The sequence below is a fragment of the Microbacterium pullorum genome (assembly GCF_014836535.1).
Taxonomy (GTDB): Bacteria; Actinomycetota; Actinomycetes; order Actinomycetales; family Microbacteriaceae; genus Microbacterium; species Microbacterium pullorum.
This window is the reverse complement of the sequence record NZ_JACSQP010000004.1, coordinates 429,021-446,428: the sequence shown is the minus strand read 5'-3', so window position 1 is coordinate 446,428 and position 17,408 is coordinate 429,021. Positions and strand designations below refer to the sequence as shown.

Here is a 17,408-nt window from a genome sequence, read left to right as displayed (position 1 = left end):
CGCAGGACGCGATCGACCGGCTCTACGACCGGTACCAGAACGTCTACGGACAGACCACCGACGACCGCCGGTAGCCCTCCGCAGCGGCCGAGGACCGCGGCTAACCGACACCGGGCACACTGTCAATCCCCTCCCCACCTCGCTGCATCGCAGTCACTGTCGAGGAGGAGGAACATCGCCATGGAAAACCCCGCAGTACCTCACAGTCCCGCGCGTCGGCCCTATGGACACGACCGAGATCGCACATCATCTGTCCCCGACGCGCCGCCCGGTCTCACGTCGCGTCGCACGCTCAGCACCGCGATCAGGCGCGACGGCATCCGCCCCGCCGCACGTCAGGAGTGACGACGTGGACGAGCCGAAGGCGGGAGAGCGTATCCGGGTGGAACCGCTGGGCCGCAGCGCGTGGCGCTTGTGCGATCGCACGATCGACGACGCCGGGCAAGCGCTGCTGGCCTATGTCGAGTTCACCGCGGACGGAACGTACGAGGCCGTCTGGGTGGCTACCCGCTCGGGCACGAGTCGGCATCCCACCCTCGACGATGTGGTCCGGGTGGCGACGGAAGGGCTCGCCTCGCCGGCGGAGTCCCGCAGAACCAAGCCGATCCCGATCGCCCACCGGTCCCCGTTCGTTCCCAGGTGAGTGCACAGATAGCTAGGCAGCCTCGCCGGATTGGTTAGCCACCACGGACGCGATACCTTGATCTAATGGGGAAACTCGTTTACGGCAGCGGCAACAGATCATTCGACATCGAAGACCGGGCGCTCGCGCACCTGCGGGTTGTCTTCATGAACAAGCTCCGCCGCGGCGAGCCGTTCATGTTCCACCACAACGAGCCGCACGTCAGCTGCAGCGTGTGGACGCACCCCGCGGTGCCCCTGGTGTTCCAGTTCCACGGCAGCCGCCAGCCTTCTCTGAACCGCGAATGGGTCGAGGCCCTCATGCAGGAGGCGAGCAGCCCCAACGGCCTGCGCCTCGTGCCCGAGCCGACCCCCGGTTCGGTCACCCTTGCCGACGCCGTCGGCTGATCACGCGCATTCCCGGTCGACAGCGTCTCGCACGAGGTCGAGGAACTCGGCGATGTGCTGAGCCTCCGATTCGGTGAGGCGCGTCGCGAGCCGGCGCACGTGCGCGGTGAGCGGGTCGACGTCCTCGAGATCGGCGCTGCGGTCGACGGGGACGACGAACTTGCTGCGACCGTCGTCGGGATTGCGGGCGAAGTTGATCAGTCCCCCGGCGCGCAGGCGGGTGAGCATTCCCGTGACCGATGCCGTCGAGACGCCGAGGTGCTCCGCGATCTCGGTCGGGGTCACCTGCTCGCCGGCATCGTCGCGTTCGAGGATGTAGCGCATCGCCGCACGCGCAGTCTCACTGGGACCGCACTCCGCCTGGCGTCGGCGGGAGAGACGTGCCTCCGAGAGCCGCAGCAGCTCGACGCTGCGCGCGGCTCGATCGGTGTTCGATTCCTCTGGCATCCGGTCCCCATCCATTGACCGGTGCACCCCACCCAAACCGGGAGCGCACCGTCTGTGCTCGCATCACTCGACCGCGATGCGATTAATGCAGCCGACGAGAGATGTAAAGCCCTGGGCGGGAATCGGCCACCCTCCCTACCGTATGGGACATGGATGCCGACGAGATGACCGATGAGCAGAAACGCCGCGATCAGCTGCTCGCCGCGCCGGACGCGGTCGAGTCCGATGCCGACCCGAGGATCGATGTGACGCACCGCGACCGCGTCACGCGCATCGACGTGCGGGACGACGCGGCCGTGCGCCCGGGCGGCGAGGTGCTGGACGAGGACGACACCGACGTATGAGCGACGTGCAGGAGCCGGCGCGCCTCGCCCAGGAGTGCGGCGTCGGTGCGGGTCGTCGTCGAGCGACTCGTTCGCCGGTGGCGTCGTGGTCTACCGCAGCGTGCTACAGTGGGGTATCCCCGGTTCGGGGAAGATCCTTCGCGTCGACACGCTCCAGTGCCGGAGAGCACCACCGACAGGATCCCCGTCGCATCAGCGGCCAGTAACCCGTGCTCCGTCATCCGTATTCTTGCGCATGACGCCACACATGAAAGTTCTCCTCTTGTCTTCTGTTTTCTGCTGCGACGCCGTCGCGCAGCGCCCGCTGGATTGGCGTCAAGCCGATCTCGATGTGTACGTGGCCACCGCCTTCGGCGAATACGCCGGCTTCGTCGCGCGTGCCGAACACGGCTTCACAGCACATGGCCCGCTCGGCCAGGCTCTCGGCCTGTATGCTTCCGTGGAGAGTGCTCAACACGCACTCGCCGAGCTTCGGGAAGACCACACCACAGCTTCCGCGGAACACCCGCGGCTCACCCGTCCGCGTCGCATTCGTCGGCTCGGCACCATCGGTCGCACGAGCGGCCCGAAAAGTAGAAGGAAAGACACGATGGCCACTGGCACCGTGAAATGGTTCAACTCCGAGAAGGGCTACGGCTTCATCGCCCCTGACGATGGGTCCGCCGACCTGTTCGCGCACTACAGCGCGATCGCCGGCAACGGCTTCAAGGAACTGCGCGAGACGCAGAAGGTCGAATACGACGCCGAGCAGGGCCCCAAGGGCATGCAGGCTGCGAACATCCGCGCACTCTGAGTTTCCGCGAAGGCCGGCACGCATCACGCGTGCCGGCCTTCGTCGTTCCCGCCGGGAGTCACCCGTGCATTCCTCGTGCGGTATAGACCCCCCCGTAGGGTGGGTCTCAGCGATCGGCATCCGCCGTTGGCTCCCGGAAGGCCAACACGGTCCCCGATCGAAAAGGGGTGTTTCCATCTCCGCTACCACCGTCGAGTCGACACTCGGTCCGATCCGCCAGACATACGCCACCACCAAAGACTTCCCTCCCATCACCCGGGCGTACACCGACGTCTCCCACGTGGTGAAGGAAACCGGTCTGCTCAAGCGCGCCCGCGGCTTCTACGCCCTGGTCGGCACGGCCATTCTGCTCGGCTTCGGCGGCGCCATCACCGGATTCATCCTCCTCGGGGCCAGCTGGTTCCAGCTGCTCATCGCGGCAGCCCTCGGCATCCTGTTCACGCAGGTCGCGTTCCTGTCCCATGAGGCAGCCCACCGCCAGATCCTCGCATCGGGACCGGCCAACGACCGGCTGGCACGCATCCTCGGCAACGCCATCGTCGGGATGAGCTTCTCCTGGTGGGCGACCAAGCACACGCGTCACCACGCCAACCCCAACCGCGTCGGCAAGGACCCCGACATCGAGATCGACACGATCTCGTTCCTCGATGTCGACGCCGCCTCCGCGCGCGGCATCCGCCGTTTCATCACGAAGCGTCAGGGCTGGCTGTTCTTCCCGCTGCTCACGTTCGAAGGCGTGAACCTCTACTTCATCTCGCTGCGCCACTTGTTCAGCCGTGAGCCGGTGAAGGGCCGCTTCGTCGAACTGGGCATGCTGTTCGCGCGTCACGCCGTCGTGTTCACGCCGGTCTTCCTGTTCCTTCCGCTGGGCATGGCCTTCGCGTTCTCCGGCGTCATGGTCGCCGTGTTCGGCGTGTACATGGGCGCCTCATTCGCCCCGAACCACAAGGGCATGCCGGTGATCGACAAGGACGCCAAGCTCGACTTCTTCAGCAAGCAGGTACGCACCTCCCGCAACATCCGCGGCGGCTGGTGGGCGACCTCCCTCATGGGCGGGCTCAACTACCAGATCGAGCACCACCTCTTCCCGAACATGCCGCGACCGCATCTCGCGAAGGCGCGCGAGATCGTGATCGAGGCGTGCCGCACGCTCGACGTCCCGTACACCGAGACGAGCCTCATCCGCTCGTACGGCATCGTCATCGAGTATCTGAACCGCGTGGGCCTGGCCGCCCGCGACCCGTTCGACTGCCCGATGGCGGCGACGTACCGCCGGGTCTGACCCACCCTGATCCCTCGACGGCACCCCCTCTTCGCGAGGGGGTGCCGTCGTCATGTAGCCCCGGCCGTCTGGCGGTCAGCGCACTCCGGCGCCTCCGGCACCGCTGTCGAGGGCGTCGAGACGTTCGGTGATCCGCGCGATCACCTCGGTGGCGGCGACGGCCTGCTCGGGCGTGAGGTCGTCGATGACCTCGACCACGGCGGCGTGATGTGCACCGTGCGCCTGGTCGAGCAGGCTCAGCGCGTCGGGGGTCGGCACCAGATAGTGGGCGCGTCGGTCGCGCGGATGCTGCACGCGCTGGATGAGTCCGCGACTGACCAGTCGCTCGACCACGTTGGTGACAGTGGCGCTGGAGGTCGCCAACATGCCGAGCAGATCCTTGGGGCTGAGGTCGCGCTGGTCGCGGTACCCCTGCACCAGCAGCCGCAGGGCGGTGAGGTCGAGACTCGACAGACCTGCCCGCTCCTGGGCGCGCTGCGCCTGCATCCGTTCCGAGCGACGCCACCGCACGATGGCCTCGCTCAATCGGCGCCCCGACGGCGTCGCCGGCGGCTCGGCGTGCAGATGCTCTCCCTCGCGACGCACCACGTTCTGAGGCATGCGCCTCCCCCGTTCGTTCTAGCGGTACTCGGACACCACGGCATCGCGCGCCGCGGTGAGGGATGGGAACCACCCGATCTGCGCCCCGGTCTCATCCAGGGCGCAGAAGCCGGCCGATCGCTCGCGCTCGACGGCTCCGAGGTACTGACCCCCCGTGTTGGCGACCCAGAACCCCGATTCCACCTCGAACCAGGCCGCAGTGGACCTGACCTCGGTCGAGGGTGCGGTGTCGATCATCACGGACATGTCTTCTCCTTCGTGCACGGGAATCCGTCCACGCGATTACACACTATCTGTATTACATACTTCGTGTGATTGACATTCACTGGTCTTCTTCGATAGAGAAGTAGTCGACACATGAACATGAGCGGCAGGGCACGTCGCCGCCCGAGCGAAAGGACCAAGCGATGGGACTTCTCTTCTACGGGAACGACACGACCCCCGCCGAGATCCCCGATCGGCTGCTGGCGCACGTCAAGGTCGTCACCGCCACCAAGCTGCGGCGCAACGAGAGCTTCACCGTCTCCTGGCGTCACCCCGAGGCAGACACCTCGGGCCGCACGACCCTGTGGCTGCAGCCCGCGATCGCGCTGCGATTCGTCTTCGAGAACCCGGAGCCCGAGACGCTCGACCCCGAACTGCTGAAAGAGCTCGTCGCCGCGGCGAACTCCGCCGGCGGAATGACGCTCGACTGGGAGCAGGAGGCCCGCGCCGCGACATCCGCACAGACGGCGAGTAACCTGGTCGCTGCCTGACGCCGGTCACCACGACGGGGTGAGGGCGACCCGCTCTCCCCCGACCCAGACAGCGGCGGTGAGGGGTACGCCGGGCCGGTAGGCCAGGTGGGCGATGGAAGGCGCCTCGAGCACCTGCAGGTCTGCGCGTCCGCCGACATCGAGCAGGCCCACCGAATCGGCGCTGCCTGCGACCCCCAGGGCGATCGCGCCACCCCGGGTGGCGGCCCAGACCGCCTCTTCGATCGTCAGGTGCATCTGCAGCACGGCCGTGGCCACGCAGTACGGCATCGACGTCGTGTAGGAGGTGCCCGGGTTGCAGTTCGTGGCGATGGCGACGGTGGCCCCGGCATCCCACAGCCGTCGTGCCGGAGCGAGCGGCTCACGCGTGGAGAGGTCGCAGGCGGGGAGCACGGTGGCGACCGTGTGCGACCCGGCGAGCGCGTCGATGTCGGCGTCGGACAGCGCGTTGCAGTGGTCGACGCTCGCCGCGCCGAGTTCGACGGCGAGGGCGACGCCGCCACCATGACCGAGCTGATTGCCGTGCACGCGCAGGCCGAGACCGGCTCGGCGCCCCGCCTCGAGCACTTCACGCGACTGCTCGACGTCGAACGCGCCGCGCTCGCAGAACACGTCGATGAACTGCGCGTACGGTGCCACCGCGCCGAGCATGGGACCGGTGACGAGGTCGAGGTAGGCGCGGGTGTCGAGTCCGTCGGGCACGACGTGGGCGCCGAGGAAGGTGACGATGTCGGCCTGCGCGGCCGCGATGCGGGCGCTGCGCTCTTCGGAGGCGACATCGAGCCCGTACCCGGTTTTGGTCTCGAGGAACGTGGTGCCCTGTCGGCGGGCCTCGTCGCGCAGTCGGGTGAGGTTGGTGGCCAGCTCGGCGTCGGATGCCGCGCGGGTGGCGCGCACGGTCGTGGCTATGCCGCCAGCGGCATACTTCTGACCGGCCATGCGCGCCTGGAATTCCGCTGAGCGGTCGCCGGCGAACACCATGTGGGTGTGCGAGTCCACCCAACCGGGCAGCACGGCGCGGCCGTCGACGGAGGTGACGATGTCGGCGGCGGGCGCATCGGCCGCCGCCCCCAGCCAGGCGATGCGCCCCGATTCGACGATGAGCGCCGCCCGGGTGATTCGCGACCGGGCGGGGAGGTTCGTCGTCAGCTCGCCGATGTCGGTGATGAGCTCGGCCCCCATGTCAGTCCTCCCCTGATCGGTCGAACGGCGCCAGTGCGGCAGCCAGCAGCCGCTCCGGTCGCACCTCCGGCGCGCCGGCGGGCCCGCACAGCGCACCGGCGCGCGTCCGCACCGCCCCGCCGACGATGACGTGGCGCACATCCGATGCGGTCGCCGTGAGCACGAGTTGGTCGCTGGCGGTGCCGACGGTGCGCACCGAGGCATCGTCGATCTCGATCAGATCGCCGTCGGCTCCCACCCGGATGCCCCCGGTGCGCCCGAGCGCACCGTAGCCGTGCACCGTCATCGCGTCGACGAGGTCGCGCGGGCTGAACCGGCCGCGACGACCGGAGGCGAGACGCTCCCCCGCCTCCAGCGCGCGCACCTCGAGGAACGGATCGACGACGGCGTTCTGGTCGGAGCCGAGTGCGATGCGCACCCCGGCATCGTGCAGTCGCCGGGCGGGGCCGATGCCGTCACCGAGGTCGGCCTCGGTCGTGGGGCACAGGACGACGGTGACCCCGCCGTCGCCGAGCAGGCGGATGTCGTCGTCGGTGAGGTGCGTGGCGTGCACGACACTCAGCCGGGGGCCGAGCGCGCCCGCCTCTGCCAGCACACCCGTCGGGGTGAGACCGTACGCGGCGAGACAGTCGCTGTTCTCCTGCGGCTGCTCGGAGAGGTGCGCATGCAGCGGCACCTCGGCGGGCAGTCCCGAGACGATCGCGGCGATGTCGGCGGGCGCCACGGCGCGCACCGAGTGCACCGCCGCGCCGACGACGACGCCGGGCGGGAGGACGTCGCGGAGGGCGTACCAGCGACGGAGCCATGCCGTGGCCGTGCCGTCGCCGAAGCGGCGCTGGGCATCACTCAGCGGAGTGCCGATGCCCCCGGCGAGGTAACACGTGTCCAGCAGCGTCAGGCGGATGCCGGTGTCGGCCGCGGCATCCGCCAGCGCCAGCTCCATGGCGTGCGCGGGGAGATAGGGCGAGCCGTCGGGGCGGTGGTGCACGTAGTGGAACTCCGCGACCGACGTGTAGCCCGCCGTGACCATCTCGGCGAAGACGGCACGGGCCAGGGCTCGGTAGGTGTCGGGGTCGAGTCGCGCGGCCGCGGCATACATCTGCTCCCGCCAGCGCCAGAAATCGCCGCCGCCACCGTGGGTGCGCCCGCGCAGCGCCCGGTGGAAAGCGTGGGAGTGGGCGTTCGCGGCACCGGGCAGCACGAATCCCAGGCGCAGGTCGCCGGCCTGCGGGGCCACCCCCGCCTCGACCCGTACGACGCGGCCGGAGCCGTCGAGGTGGATGCGCACCGCACGCACCGGGACGCCGTCGATGAGGGCGGTGGCGGCGTGGACGATCACAGCAGCCCCCGCAGCACGCGCTCGAGGGCGATGACGCCGGCGACCGTGTCGTCGAGGGTGGCGTGCTCCTCGGGCGAATGCGAGACTCCGCTCGGGTTGCGCACGAACAGCATCGCCGTCGGCACGTGCGCGGCGAGCACGCCGGCGTCATGCCCGGCGCCCGTGGGCAGGACCGGGATGCCGCCGAGGCGGGCGGCCAGCCCATCGCGCAGCGCCGGGTCGAGCCGCACGGCACCGCTCCACGACTCCTCGACGACCGAGACGGAGCACCCCTCGCCGGCCGCTTCCGCGCTCACGCGGGCCGTGATCTCGGCGACGAGGTCGCGGGTGGCGTCGTCGTGCTCGCTGCGGGCATCGAGCCAGGTCGTCACCGTCGAGGGGATGACGTTCGTGCCGCCCGGCACCGCGTGGATGCGGCCGACGGTGGCCCGGTCGTCGCCGCGGGCGGCGGCGGCATCGCGCACCGCGACGATCGCACGGGCGGCGGCGACCATCGGGTCGCGACGGCCCTGCATGCGGGTCGCTCCGGCGTGGTTGCCTTCGCCCGCGATGTCGATGCGCCAGCGGCCGTGGGCGAGGATGCTCGAGGCCACGGCGAGCGGCACGTCGAGGTCGATCAGCCCGCGCCCCTGCTCGACGTGCAGTTCGAGGAACAGTCCGATGCGACCGAGCGCCACATCGTCGCGGCCGAGGTGGCGGGCGGTGAGACCGTTCGCCTGCGCGGCATCGGCGAAGCGCACATCGTCGGCGTCGGTGAGCGCACCGGCCCGCGCGGGATCGATCGCCCCCGTCATCAATCGGGATCCGAGACAGGCCACCCCGAAGCGCGACCCCTCCTCTTCGGCGAAGACGACCACGGCGCACGGGCGACTGGGCGTGAAGCCCGTCGACTGCAGCAGCCCGATGGCATCCAGCGCGCTGACCACGCCCAGCGGCCCGTCGAACTCCCCGCCGCCGGGCACCGAGTCGAGGTGACTGCCCAGCACCACGGCATGCGGTGCCGGCTCGCCCCACCAGGCCCACAGGTTGCCGTTGCGGTCGTGTTCCACCTTGAGGCCCAGACGCTGGGCGCGCTCGAGGAACCAGGCCCGCAGCTCGAGCTCGGCGGGCTGCCAGACGTGACGCGAGTAGCCGCCGCGGCTGCGGTCGCGCCCGACGTCCACGATCTCGTGGAGGCCGGTCAATCGTCCGCGGGTGACCGCGACGGCCGGCATCACAGCTCCGCCACCGGGACCCGCAGACCCCGCTCCCGGGCCACTTCGACCGCCCGCTCGTACCCGGCGTCGACGTGACGCATGACCCCCGTGCCGGGATCGTTGATGAGGACCCTCTCGATCTTCTCCGCCGCGAGCGCGGTGCCGTCGGCCACCACCACCTGCCCCGCATGGATCGAGCGGCCGATGCCGACCCCACCGCCGTGGTGCAGCGACACCCAGGTGGCTCCCGACGCGGTGTTCAGCAGCGCGTTCAGCAGCGGCCAGTCGGCGATGGCATCCGACCCGTCCTTCATCGCCTCGGTCTCGCGGTAGGGCGAGGCGACCGAACCGGAGTCGAGGTGGTCACGGCCGATGACGATCGGGGCGATCAGCTCGCCCGAGGCGACCATCTCGTTGAATCGCAGCCCTGCGAGGTGGCGTTGCTTGTACCCGAGCCAGCAGATGCGGGCGGGAAGGCCCTCGAAGCGCACCTTCTCGGCAGCTCGGGCGATCCAGCGGTGCAGCTTCTCGTCGTGCGGGAACAGCTCCAGGATCGCCCGGTCGGTCGCCGCGATGTCGGCGGGGTCGCCCGACAGCGCCGCCCAGCGGAACGGACCCTTCCCCTCGGCGAACAGGGGGCGGATGTAAGCGGGCACGAAACCGGGAAAGGCGAAGGCCCGATCGTACCCGCCGAGCTGCGCCTCGGCACGGATCGAGTTGCCGTAGTCGAACACTTCGGCTCCGGCATCCTGAAAGGCGACCATGGCGCGCACATGGACTGCCATCGAGGCGCGGGATGCCGCGGTGAACCCCTCCGGATCGGCGGCGGCCCGCTCGTGCCACTCGGCCAGCGCCACCCCCTCGGGCAGGTAGCTCAGCGGGTCGTGAGCGGAGGTCTGGTCGGTGACGATGTCGACCGGCACACCGCGCGCGGCGAGCTCGGTGAAGACCGTGGCGGCGTTGCCGACGAGGCCCACCGACAGCGCACGGCGCTCGACCTTGGCCGCGAGCACACGGCGCAGGGCCTCGTCGAGGTCGTCGGTCATCTCGTCGAGGTAACCGTGATCGACGCGGCGTCGCAGCCGGGCCGGGTCGACGTCGACGATCAGCACGACGCCGTCGTTCATCGTGACCGCCAGCGGCTGCGCGCCACCCATGCCCCCGGCACCGCCGGTGAGGGTGAGGGTGCCGGCGAGCGTGCCACCGAAGCGCTTGTCGGCGACGGCGGCGAACGTCTCGTAGGTGCCCTGCAGAATGCCCTGCGTGCCGATGTAGATCCAGGAGCCCGCCGTCATCTGGCCGTACATCGTGAGACCCTCCGCCTCGAGCCGGCGGAACTCGGGCCACGTCGCCCAGTCGCCCACCAGGTGGGAGTTGGCGATGAGCACCCGGGGCGCCCACTCATGGGTGCGGAAGACGCCGACGGGCTTGCCCGACTGCACGAGCAGGGTCTCGTCGAGTTCGAGGTTCTCCAGCGCCTGCACGATCCCGTCGAACGCCGCCCAACTGCGCACCGCCCGGCCGGTGCCGCCGTAGACGACGAGGTCGTCGGGGCGCTCGGCGACCTCGGGGTCGAGGTTGTTCATGAGCATGCGCAGCGGCGCCTCGGTCTGCCATCCTTTGGCGCGCAGGGTCGTGCCACGGTCGGCGCGGACAGGGCGGGGCTGGTGGTCGGTCACGGTGTTCCTTCCGCAGGACACGGGTGGGTCGGGGTCATTGCAGCTCGGTCACGGCGGCGGCCGCGCGCCGCAGCGCGCCGCAGCGGACGGCCTCGACGGCGAGTTCGATCTCGGGGGAAAGGTGGCGGTCGGGCCCGGGACCTGCGACGTCCTCACGCAGACGCGCCAGCACCGCGCCGGTGGCCGGAGCCGGGGCGAGCGGGGCGCGCAGGTCCAGGGCGCGCCCGGCGGTCATCGCCTCGATCGCCAGCACGCGGGTGAGGCCGTCGATCGCGGTGCGCAGTTTGCGCGCGGCGGCCCACCCCATCGAGACGTGGTCCTCCTGCATCGCGGAGGACGGAATGGAGTCGACCGATGCCGGCACGGCGAGGCGCTTCAGCTCCGACACGATGCCGGCCGAGGTGTACTGGGCGATCATGAGTCCGGAGTCGACGCCGGCATCGTGCGCCAGGAACGCCGGCAGGCCGTTGCTGCGTGCGGGATCGAGCGAGCGGTCGGTGCGACGCTCGGCCATGCTCGCGACGTCCGCCACGACGATCGCGAGGAAGTCGAGCACGTAGCCGACCGGGGCGCCGTGGAAGTTGCCGTTGGATTCGACGCGGCCGTCGAGGGTGACGACGGGGTTGTCCACCGCCGCGGCGAGCTCCCGCTCGGCGACGAGCGCCGCGTGGTCGACGGTGTCGCGGGCGGCGCCGTGCACCTGCGGCGCGCAGCGCAGCGAGTACGCGTCTTGCACGCGGGTGCACTCGGGCCCACGGTGGCTCGCCACGATGGGCGAGCCTGCCAGCATGCCGCGCATGTTGGCGGCTGCGGCTCGCTGGCCGTGCTGCGGACGCAGCGCCGCCAGGTCGTCGGCGAAGGCGGCGTCGGTGCCCAGCAGCGCCTCCACGCTCATCGCGGCGGTGATGTCGGCGGTGGTCAGCAGCAGCCGGAGGTCCTCGATCGCCAGCGCCAGCATCCCGAGCATGCCGTCGGTGCCGTTGATGAGGGCGAGTCCCTCTTTCTCGGCGAGCACCACCGGCGTGATGCCGGCCGCGGCGAGCGCGTCGGCGGCGGGCATCGGGGTGCCCTGCGCGTCGCGCACCGTGCCCTCACCCATGAGCGTGAGGGCGCAGTGCGCCAGCGGCGCGAGGTCTCCCGAGCAGCCGAGCGACCCGTACTCACGCACGACGGGGGTGATGCCGGCGTTGAGCACGGCGGCGTAGGTCTCGGCGGTGACCGGGCGCACCCCGGTGCGGCCGGTGAGCAGGGTCGACAGGCGCAGCAGCATGAGTGCGCGGATGACCTCTCGTTCCACCTCCGGCCCGGATCCGGCGGCGTGCGACCGCACCAGGCTCTGCTGCAGCTGGGTGCGACGGTCCGCGGCGATGAATGTCGTCGCGAGGGCGCCGAAGCCCGTCGAGATGCCGTAGTGCGGCGCCGGGTCATCGGCGAGCTGATCGATCGTGCGGCGACTGGCGGCGACCGCGGCGCGGGCGTCGTCGTCGATCGTGACGGCGGCATCGTGACGGGCGACCGCGATGACATCGGCGAGGCTGACCGCCCCCACGCCGACGTGGACGGGAGCGGATTCGCTGGTGACGGCAGGCATGGTCTCATCACACGGCATCCGCGTGTCGTCGTCACCGGCTTCCGTGCCTTTTTCGTCTCACCCGTGAGACAGTGGGCCATGGCGAACGACGCGTCGGCGGCCCCGGCGGCCCGGCACACCCTCGCGATCCTGCGCTACCTGGCGGCGCAGCGCGGGCCGGTGACGGCGGCGAGCATCGCCACCGCGCTCGCACTCCCGCGGTCGAGCGTGTACCGCCTGCTGGGGGTCCTGGAGGAGTACGGCTTCGTGCTGCACTTCCCCGAGGAGCGGCGGTACGGCATCGGCATCGCCGCGTTCGAGATCAGCTCGGGATTCTCGCGCCAGGAGCCGCTGACGCGGCTGGGTGGGCCCGTGCTCGCCGCGCTCGTGGACCGTGTCGGCGAGAGCGGCCACCTCGCGGTGCTGCACGGGCGCGATGTGATCTACCTCATCGAGGAGCGGGCTCCCCGCCGCCCCTCGCTCGTCTCCGAGGTGGGGGTGCGCCTGCCGAGCCACCTCACCGCGAGCGGACGTGCACTGCTGTCGACACTGCCGAAGTCACAGCTGCGCGCACTCTTCCCCGACCGCACGGCGTTCGCGCAGCGCACCGACCGGGAGGGATCGGGCTACGGCGAGCTGAGCCGGCTGATGACCGACGTGAGGGCCCGGGGGTACGCCACCGAGAACGGTGAGATCACGCCGGGGCTGGCCTCGGTGGCCGTCGCCGTGCGCGATCACACCGGGTGGCCGGCGGCGAGCATCGCGGTGACGTTCGACGCGGCGCTGCCCGCACACGCCGTCACCGCGATCGTCGCGCAGGTGACCGCCGGCGCCGACGATCTGTCCCGTCGCCTGCACGGCCGCCCGCTCAGCGCGACCCGCGCACGCTCGGCCGACCCCCAGACAGCGGTCGCTACGGAGACGGCAGGGTCTCTTCATCGCCGGCGATCGGCGTCAGCGAGAGCTGCGTCGCCGCGCTGATCAGCAGGTACGTCGGGCGAAACTGGCCCTCGCCGTAGTTGACCTCGAGCCAGAACGCGGGCGCGTCACCGGCGACCGTCGCGGCGATCTGCGCGCGCATCTCGTCGATGTCGCGGTTGCCGATCGAATACGCGTTGCCGCCGTAGGCGATGTCAATTCGCTTCATCGAATCTCGCCGCCTCGGTCTCGGTGTCGGGTGCCGGCTCCGGCACGACGTACAGCCCGTGCGGCGAGTTGGCGGTGTGGGCCAGCGCGCCCAGCCAGGCGGGGTTCAGCGCCGCACGGCGACTGCCGTAGAACTTGTAGACGAGCACGCTGCGGGGGTGGAGCCAGATCGACGTGCGCCCGTCGCCGATGCTCGCGTCGTCACGCCAGGTGAAGTGGAACGACTCGCCGCGGCGCAGTTTGTTGCCGATCACCAGCTGCAAATGGGAGAGCAGTCGGTCTTCGAAATCGGCCTTGAGCTGACCCTCGAATATGAACTTGCCCATCGCGCCGCCCCCTCCGCTCCCCGCGCCGCGCCGGCGACACGGGTCGCGGCTCATCTTCGCGCACCCACCGTTCCAGCGGAAGTCCCTGTGCGTCCGCGCGGGCGGCGACTAAAGACGGGGGATGGACCGACTTCACTACGCAGGTACGTCGATCGTCACCGGCACCGACATCGCCCATGCGCTGCTCGACTACGCCCAGGCGCTGGCGGAGGCGGGCGCGTCGGCGACCGTGGCGATCCCCACGGTCAACCGCGACGGCACCCGCGGCAGGTCGGAAGTGCTGATCGGACCGGCGAGCCAGCTGATCTCCGATGCCGAGCAGTCACCGCACGACGAGATCGTCGACGCCGAGCTCGTGGCGCACCTGCACGCCGTCGCCGGCCGGGTGCGCGACGAGCGCAGTCCATCGCCGCAGACGGACACCACCCGCATCGCTCTGGACGCGGATGGTGCCGCCGACGACTACCTCGACGGGTTCTGACCAATCAACCGCGCGGGCCGGCGGCGCCTGCCACCTGCGGTACGCGCGGGCGTCGTGACGCTGCGGCGTGCCGACCGGTGCTCGTCGATGCTGCCACCGGTGTCCACAGCGGCGGGAGGGTCAGGCTGCCGCCCCGCGACACCTCGTCGGCCAGGTCGCGCAGCAGCGCCGGGTCGAGAACGCACGGGTCGGCGGAGTCGAAGGTGAAACGCAGCGGGATGCTGGGTTCGATCCACAGCGTCGTGCGCCCGGCGGGGCTGTGCTCGTCATGGCGCCAGGTGACGGTGAAACTCTCGCCGCGGCGGAGCTTCGTGGCCATCACGACCTTGAGGTGGGCCAGCATCTCATCCTCGATGTGGATGGGAGTGGTGGCGGATCCGTAATACAACATGCCCATGGCGCTCTCCTTAGCCTCGCGGGTTCAGGTCGCGGAGAGTATTCAAAGAAGAGATGCTACGAGCGATTCGGGTTGCTGTGCGACGATGACTGAGCGTCGTCTGCGGGACCTGACTTCTCACACTATGTGCTCTCATCGGAGCGAGGCCGCAGGCAGGTCTGTGTGAGAGCTTCCTCATCTGCCGGGCGCGGGGCCTGCGCCCGGACGGATGCCGTTCGCGTCTGCGTCGCCCTCGTGCTGCCGCCGGATTCGCCGACCCTCGAGGATGTCCTCCCGCTCTTTCTCCGCCCGCTTGTCGCTCTTTCGGGTGTCGCGCGCCGGCAGCTGGATGTTCTCCTCGGCGGGGATGCCGCCCTGCAGCTGGCGTCCCCGCTCGAGCTCGGCGTCGAACTCCGCACCGAACAACAGCGCGAGATTGGCGATCCACAGCCACAGCAGAAAGACGATGACGCCCGCAAGCGACCCGTAGGTGCGGTCGTAGTTGGAGAAGTTCGCCACGTACAGCCCGAAGCCGAGCGTGCCCAGCGCCAGCACGACGATCGCCAGGAGTGCGCCCATGCTGATCCACCGGAACTTGGGCTGCTTGGCGTTCGGGGTGGCGTAGTAGAGCACCGCGACCAGGAAGACGACGATCAGCAGCAGCACCGGCCACTTGGCGATCTCCCACGCCAGCCGCACGCCCTCCCCGACGCCCAGTGCGCCGCCGACCGCGTCGGCGACGTCGCCTGAGACGACCAGTCCGATCGCCACGACGGCGAGGGAGACGACGGCGATGACGGTGACCAGCAGCTGCATGGGACGCAGCTTCCAGAACGGCCGCCCTTCGTCGATCTCGTAGATGCGGTTCATGGCGCGGCTGAACGCGCCGACGTAGCCGGAGGCGGACCAGAGGGCGAGCAGGATGCCCGTGATGAGGGCGAGGCCGGCGCTCGGCGCCTGCGACAGCTGCTCGACGGGACCGCGCAGCGCGTCTGCGGTCTCACCGGGCGCGACGTCCTCGACGATCCCCAGCACCGCGTCGGCGGCGGCGCCGCTCTGCCCGACCACGCCCAGCAGGGAGAAGATCGCGATGAGCGCGGGAAAGATCGACAGCACGGCGTAGTAGGTCAGTCCCGCCGCGGCATCCACGCAGCCGTCGGCGGTGAACTCGCGCACGGTCTTGCCGAGCACGTACTTCCACGACCTCTTGGTGATCTCGGTCGGTGCGTCGGGCTTGTCGTCGTGCTCGGCATCCGGCGCGCCGGTGCGGGTGTGCTGCTGCGGGGTCATCATCGCCGTCCTGTTGCGAGGGGGCCGCCCGGGGTGGGGCCCGACCAGCCAGTATCGGGAGCACCGACCCCCGGCCGCAGGCGGTTGCCAAGGCGCGGACGGTGTGCTTGCACCCCCCTGGCGGTCAGCGCAGGGGCGCGGCGCCGCGCCCGGTTGCCGGGCTGAGCGGCTCACGCCGCACCAGGAGGTTGTCGAACCCGCCGATGCGGTGCCCCTCCCCTCCGGCGAGAGGCCGCAGCAGGTAGGGCACGACGGCGAGCGCCACGAAGCCGGAGATCAGCTTGTCCATAAGCGAGGTGATCATGTTGGCAGAGAACACCGCACCCCAGATCTGATGTCCGGCGGCGACCAGATTGCCCGACAGCGCGTGGGCGCCGGCGTTGATGGAGAACCCGTCGAAGAAGAACATGATGACCGCGGTGGCCACGAGCGTGCTGCACACCGCCGCGATGACGCTCAGCAGCAGCACCCGAGCCGGTGAGCGCCCGAGCCGCCAGCGGCGCACGCCGTACCCCCAGACGAGCGCGCCGGCGATGTTCACCAGCGCGAACGGCAGGCCGACGAGCGTCGTCTCGAACACGGCGAAGAGGCCGTGGGTGGCGATGGCGGCGGCGACGCCGTACCAAGGGCCGAGGGCGAGCGAGACGATCGCGGTGCCCATCATGTCGAGGTAGAGGGGCAGGCCCACCGCCCGCACGAACAGCGAGCCGCCCATGTTCACCGCAACGCCGACGGCGACGATCAGGATGCTGACGACCAGGAACGAGGAGTGGGCGCTCAGCCTTCGCGACGTGGCAACGGGAGGTGGCGACGCACGCTGCGCGGGCACGGGAGCAGCGGGCGCTTCGATGGGGTCGGCGGAGCGCTCGGAGCCGGCGGGCGGCGCCGCCGGTCCCGCGGCTTCGGTGCGGGCGCCCGCTTCGGCCTGGGCGCGCACGCAGTACTCGCGCCAGTGCTCGGCCCGCTCTGCATCCTCGCCCAGCACCGTGGCGATGTCGGCGACCAGGGCGGCATTGATCCGACGCCGACCGGGGCGGAAGGCGTCGTACACGGTGGAACGCCCGACGTATGCGGCAGCCTCGCTCACGCCGCGCTCCTCACGCAGTCGCCTCACCCTTTGCGCGATCTGGGCGTAGCTGGCGTCACCGGCGGCGAGGCGGAGCATCTGGAAGTCCATCACGAAGCGGTCGACGAGGCTCTCCTGCAAGAGCGGATCGTCCGCGTGCACTCGTCACTCCCCCACGTTGCGGCGTTGCCCGCCGAGGAGGAGCATATCGCGCGGTCGGCCCCCACCCCGGCGCGGCGGGGCGCCGTGTGCGGCCGTCCGGGAACGTCCGGGAAGCCCCCGCGCACCCGGCCAGCGCACGGCAGCGGGCTAGCGTGGAACTGCACCCCCGCACCCGAGCGGGAGTTCGACAGTGCGCTGCGCCCGCGCGGCAACGCAACGGGGCAGCGAGATTGCTCTGGGGAGGGCGGGTGGCCGGGACGCTCCCGGCGGATCGGTGGCCCGGGGGGCGCCACCGACTCGCTCGAGACGCAGCGGTCCCGGCCGCCCCACCCCTCGACGCCGGTC

At 70.6% G+C, this 17,408-nt stretch carries 22 protein-coding genes; 8 read left to right on the top strand and 14 right to left on the bottom strand.

Annotated features, from left to right (window positions below):
- The first annotated feature begins 349 nt into the window (after positions 1-349).
- Positions 350-643, top strand: coding sequence for a hypothetical protein (locus tag H9651_RS09030; protein WP_191718942.1), 294 nt, complete (start codon positions 350-352; stop codon positions 641-643).
- A gap of 65 nt (positions 644-708) precedes the next feature.
- A complete protein-coding gene (locus tag H9651_RS09025; RefSeq protein WP_191718941.1) occupies positions 709-1,029 on the top strand; it encodes a DUF7882 family protein in 321 nt (106 codons plus the stop codon).
- On the opposite strand, the gene H9651_RS09020 is transcribed toward H9651_RS09025, so the two are convergent.
- Positions 1,030-1,476, bottom strand: a complete 447-nt coding sequence (locus tag H9651_RS09020; RefSeq protein WP_191718940.1) for a MarR family winged helix-turn-helix transcriptional regulator — start codon at positions 1,474-1,476, stop codon at positions 1,030-1,032.
- A 149-nt stretch (positions 1,477-1,625) separates the two neighbouring features.
- Here H9651_RS09020 and H9651_RS09015 point away from each other — a divergent pair, with 149 nt between their 5' ends.
- Complete coding sequence (locus H9651_RS09015; protein WP_191718939.1) at positions 1,626-1,820, top strand: hypothetical protein; 195 nt, start codon at positions 1,626-1,628, stop codon at positions 1,818-1,820.
- A gap of 217 nt (positions 1,821-2,037) precedes the next feature.
- Here H9651_RS09015 and H9651_RS09010 read toward each other — a convergent pair whose 3' ends face one another.
- Positions 2,038-2,304: a hypothetical protein gene (locus H9651_RS09010; protein ID WP_191718938.1), complete on the bottom strand. Its 267-nt coding sequence runs from the start codon at positions 2,302-2,304 to the stop codon at positions 2,038-2,040.
- A 105-nt stretch (positions 2,305-2,409) separates the two neighbouring features.
- On the opposite strand from H9651_RS09010, the gene H9651_RS09005 reads away from it, so the two are divergent.
- Entirely contained in the window at positions 2,410-2,613 is a 204-nt protein-coding gene (locus H9651_RS09005) for a cold-shock protein (RefSeq protein WP_191718937.1), read from the top strand.
- A gap of 175 nt (positions 2,614-2,788) precedes the next feature.
- The gene (locus tag H9651_RS09000) at positions 2,789-3,895 is read left to right on the top strand and encodes a fatty acid desaturase family protein (RefSeq protein WP_404803006.1); all 1,107 of its coding nucleotides are present in this window, start codon (positions 2,789-2,791) and stop codon (positions 3,893-3,895) included.
- A gap of 75 nt (positions 3,896-3,970) precedes the next feature.
- On the opposite strand, the gene H9651_RS08995 is transcribed toward H9651_RS09000, so the two are convergent.
- Entirely contained in the window at positions 3,971-4,495 is a 525-nt protein-coding gene (locus H9651_RS08995) for a MarR family winged helix-turn-helix transcriptional regulator (RefSeq protein WP_191718936.1), read from the bottom strand.
- Positions 4,496-4,513: 18 nt separating this feature from the next.
- Positions 4,514-4,741 carry a hypothetical protein gene (locus H9651_RS08990; RefSeq protein ID WP_191718935.1) on the bottom strand — a complete coding sequence of 76 codons (228 nt, stop codon included), beginning with the start codon at positions 4,739-4,741 and terminating at the stop codon, positions 4,514-4,516.
- Positions 4,742-4,902: 161 nt separating this feature from the next.
- Between H9651_RS08990 and H9651_RS08985 the strand changes: the two genes are divergently transcribed.
- Complete coding sequence (locus tag H9651_RS08985; protein ID WP_191718934.1) at positions 4,903-5,250, top strand: DUF7882 family protein; 348 nt, start codon at positions 4,903-4,905, stop codon at positions 5,248-5,250.
- 6 nt (positions 5,251-5,256) lie between these two features.
- Here H9651_RS08985 and hutI read toward each other — a convergent pair whose 3' ends face one another.
- Genes hutI through hutH form a run of 5 tightly spaced genes read right to left on the bottom strand, consistent with a single transcriptional unit; the run spans position 5,257 to position 12,237 of the window.
- Positions 5,257-6,432, bottom strand: coding sequence for an imidazolonepropionase (hutI, locus tag H9651_RS08980; protein WP_191718933.1), 1,176 nt, complete (start codon positions 6,430-6,432; stop codon positions 5,257-5,259).
- Between the two features lies 1 nt (position 6,433).
- Entirely contained in the window at positions 6,434-7,771 is a 1,338-nt protein-coding gene (locus tag H9651_RS08975; RefSeq protein WP_318244823.1) for a formimidoylglutamate deiminase, read from the bottom strand.
- Positions 7,768-8,985: an allantoate amidohydrolase gene (locus tag H9651_RS08970; RefSeq protein WP_191718932.1), complete on the bottom strand. Its 1,218-nt coding sequence runs from the start codon at positions 8,983-8,985 to the stop codon at positions 7,768-7,770. Before H9651_RS08970 ends, H9651_RS08975 begins: the two co-directional genes overlap by 4 nt.
- A complete protein-coding gene (gene hutU / locus H9651_RS08965) occupies positions 8,985-10,646 on the bottom strand; it encodes a urocanate hydratase (RefSeq protein WP_191718931.1) in 1,662 nt (553 codons plus the stop codon). The genes H9651_RS08970 and hutU overlap by 1 nt, the downstream gene beginning before the upstream one ends.
- Before the next feature lie 34 nt (positions 10,647-10,680).
- A complete protein-coding gene (gene hutH, locus H9651_RS08960) occupies positions 10,681-12,237 on the bottom strand; it encodes a histidine ammonia-lyase (protein ID WP_191718930.1) in 1,557 nt (518 codons plus the stop codon).
- Between the two features lie 78 nt (positions 12,238-12,315).
- Between hutH and H9651_RS08955 the strand changes: the two genes are divergently transcribed.
- Positions 12,316-13,197 (top strand): IclR family transcriptional regulator, encoded by an 882-nt coding sequence (locus H9651_RS08955; protein ID WP_191718929.1) that lies wholly within the window; start codon positions 12,316-12,318, stop codon positions 13,195-13,197.
- On the opposite strand, the gene H9651_RS08950 is transcribed toward H9651_RS08955, so the two are convergent.
- The gene (locus H9651_RS08950) at positions 13,130-13,363 is read right to left on the bottom strand and encodes a hypothetical protein (protein WP_191718928.1); all 234 of its coding nucleotides are present in this window, start codon (positions 13,361-13,363) and stop codon (positions 13,130-13,132) included. The two genes, H9651_RS08955 and H9651_RS08950, sit on opposite strands and share 68 nt — an antisense overlap.
- Positions 13,350-13,688 carry a DUF7882 family protein gene (locus H9651_RS08945; protein ID WP_191718927.1) on the bottom strand — a complete coding sequence of 113 codons (339 nt, stop codon included), beginning with the start codon at positions 13,686-13,688 and terminating at the stop codon, positions 13,350-13,352. The genes H9651_RS08950 and H9651_RS08945 overlap by 14 nt, the downstream gene beginning before the upstream one ends.
- 121 nt (positions 13,689-13,809) lie before the next feature.
- Here H9651_RS08945 and H9651_RS08940 point away from each other — a divergent pair, with 121 nt between their 5' ends.
- Positions 13,810-14,169, top strand: a complete 360-nt coding sequence (locus H9651_RS08940; protein ID WP_191718926.1) for a hypothetical protein — start codon at positions 13,810-13,812, stop codon at positions 14,167-14,169.
- Positions 14,170-14,173: 4 nt separating this feature from the next.
- Here H9651_RS08940 and H9651_RS08935 read toward each other — a convergent pair whose 3' ends face one another.
- From H9651_RS08935 to H9651_RS08925, 3 genes are all read right to left on the bottom strand, one after another.
- On the bottom strand, positions 14,174-14,566 hold the full coding sequence (locus H9651_RS08935; RefSeq protein WP_191718925.1) for a DUF7882 family protein: 393 nt from the start codon (positions 14,564-14,566) through the stop codon (positions 14,174-14,176).
- Positions 14,567-14,740: 174 nt separating this feature from the next.
- On the bottom strand, positions 14,741-15,835 hold the full coding sequence (locus tag H9651_RS08930) for a YihY/virulence factor BrkB family protein (protein WP_225216525.1): 1,095 nt from the start codon (positions 15,833-15,835) through the stop codon (positions 14,741-14,743).
- A 124-nt stretch (positions 15,836-15,959) separates the two neighbouring features.
- Positions 15,960-17,042 (bottom strand): hypothetical protein, encoded by a 1,083-nt coding sequence (locus H9651_RS08925; RefSeq protein WP_191718923.1) that lies wholly within the window; start codon positions 17,040-17,042, stop codon positions 15,960-15,962.
- Between the last annotated feature and the right edge of the window lie 366 nt (positions 17,043-17,408).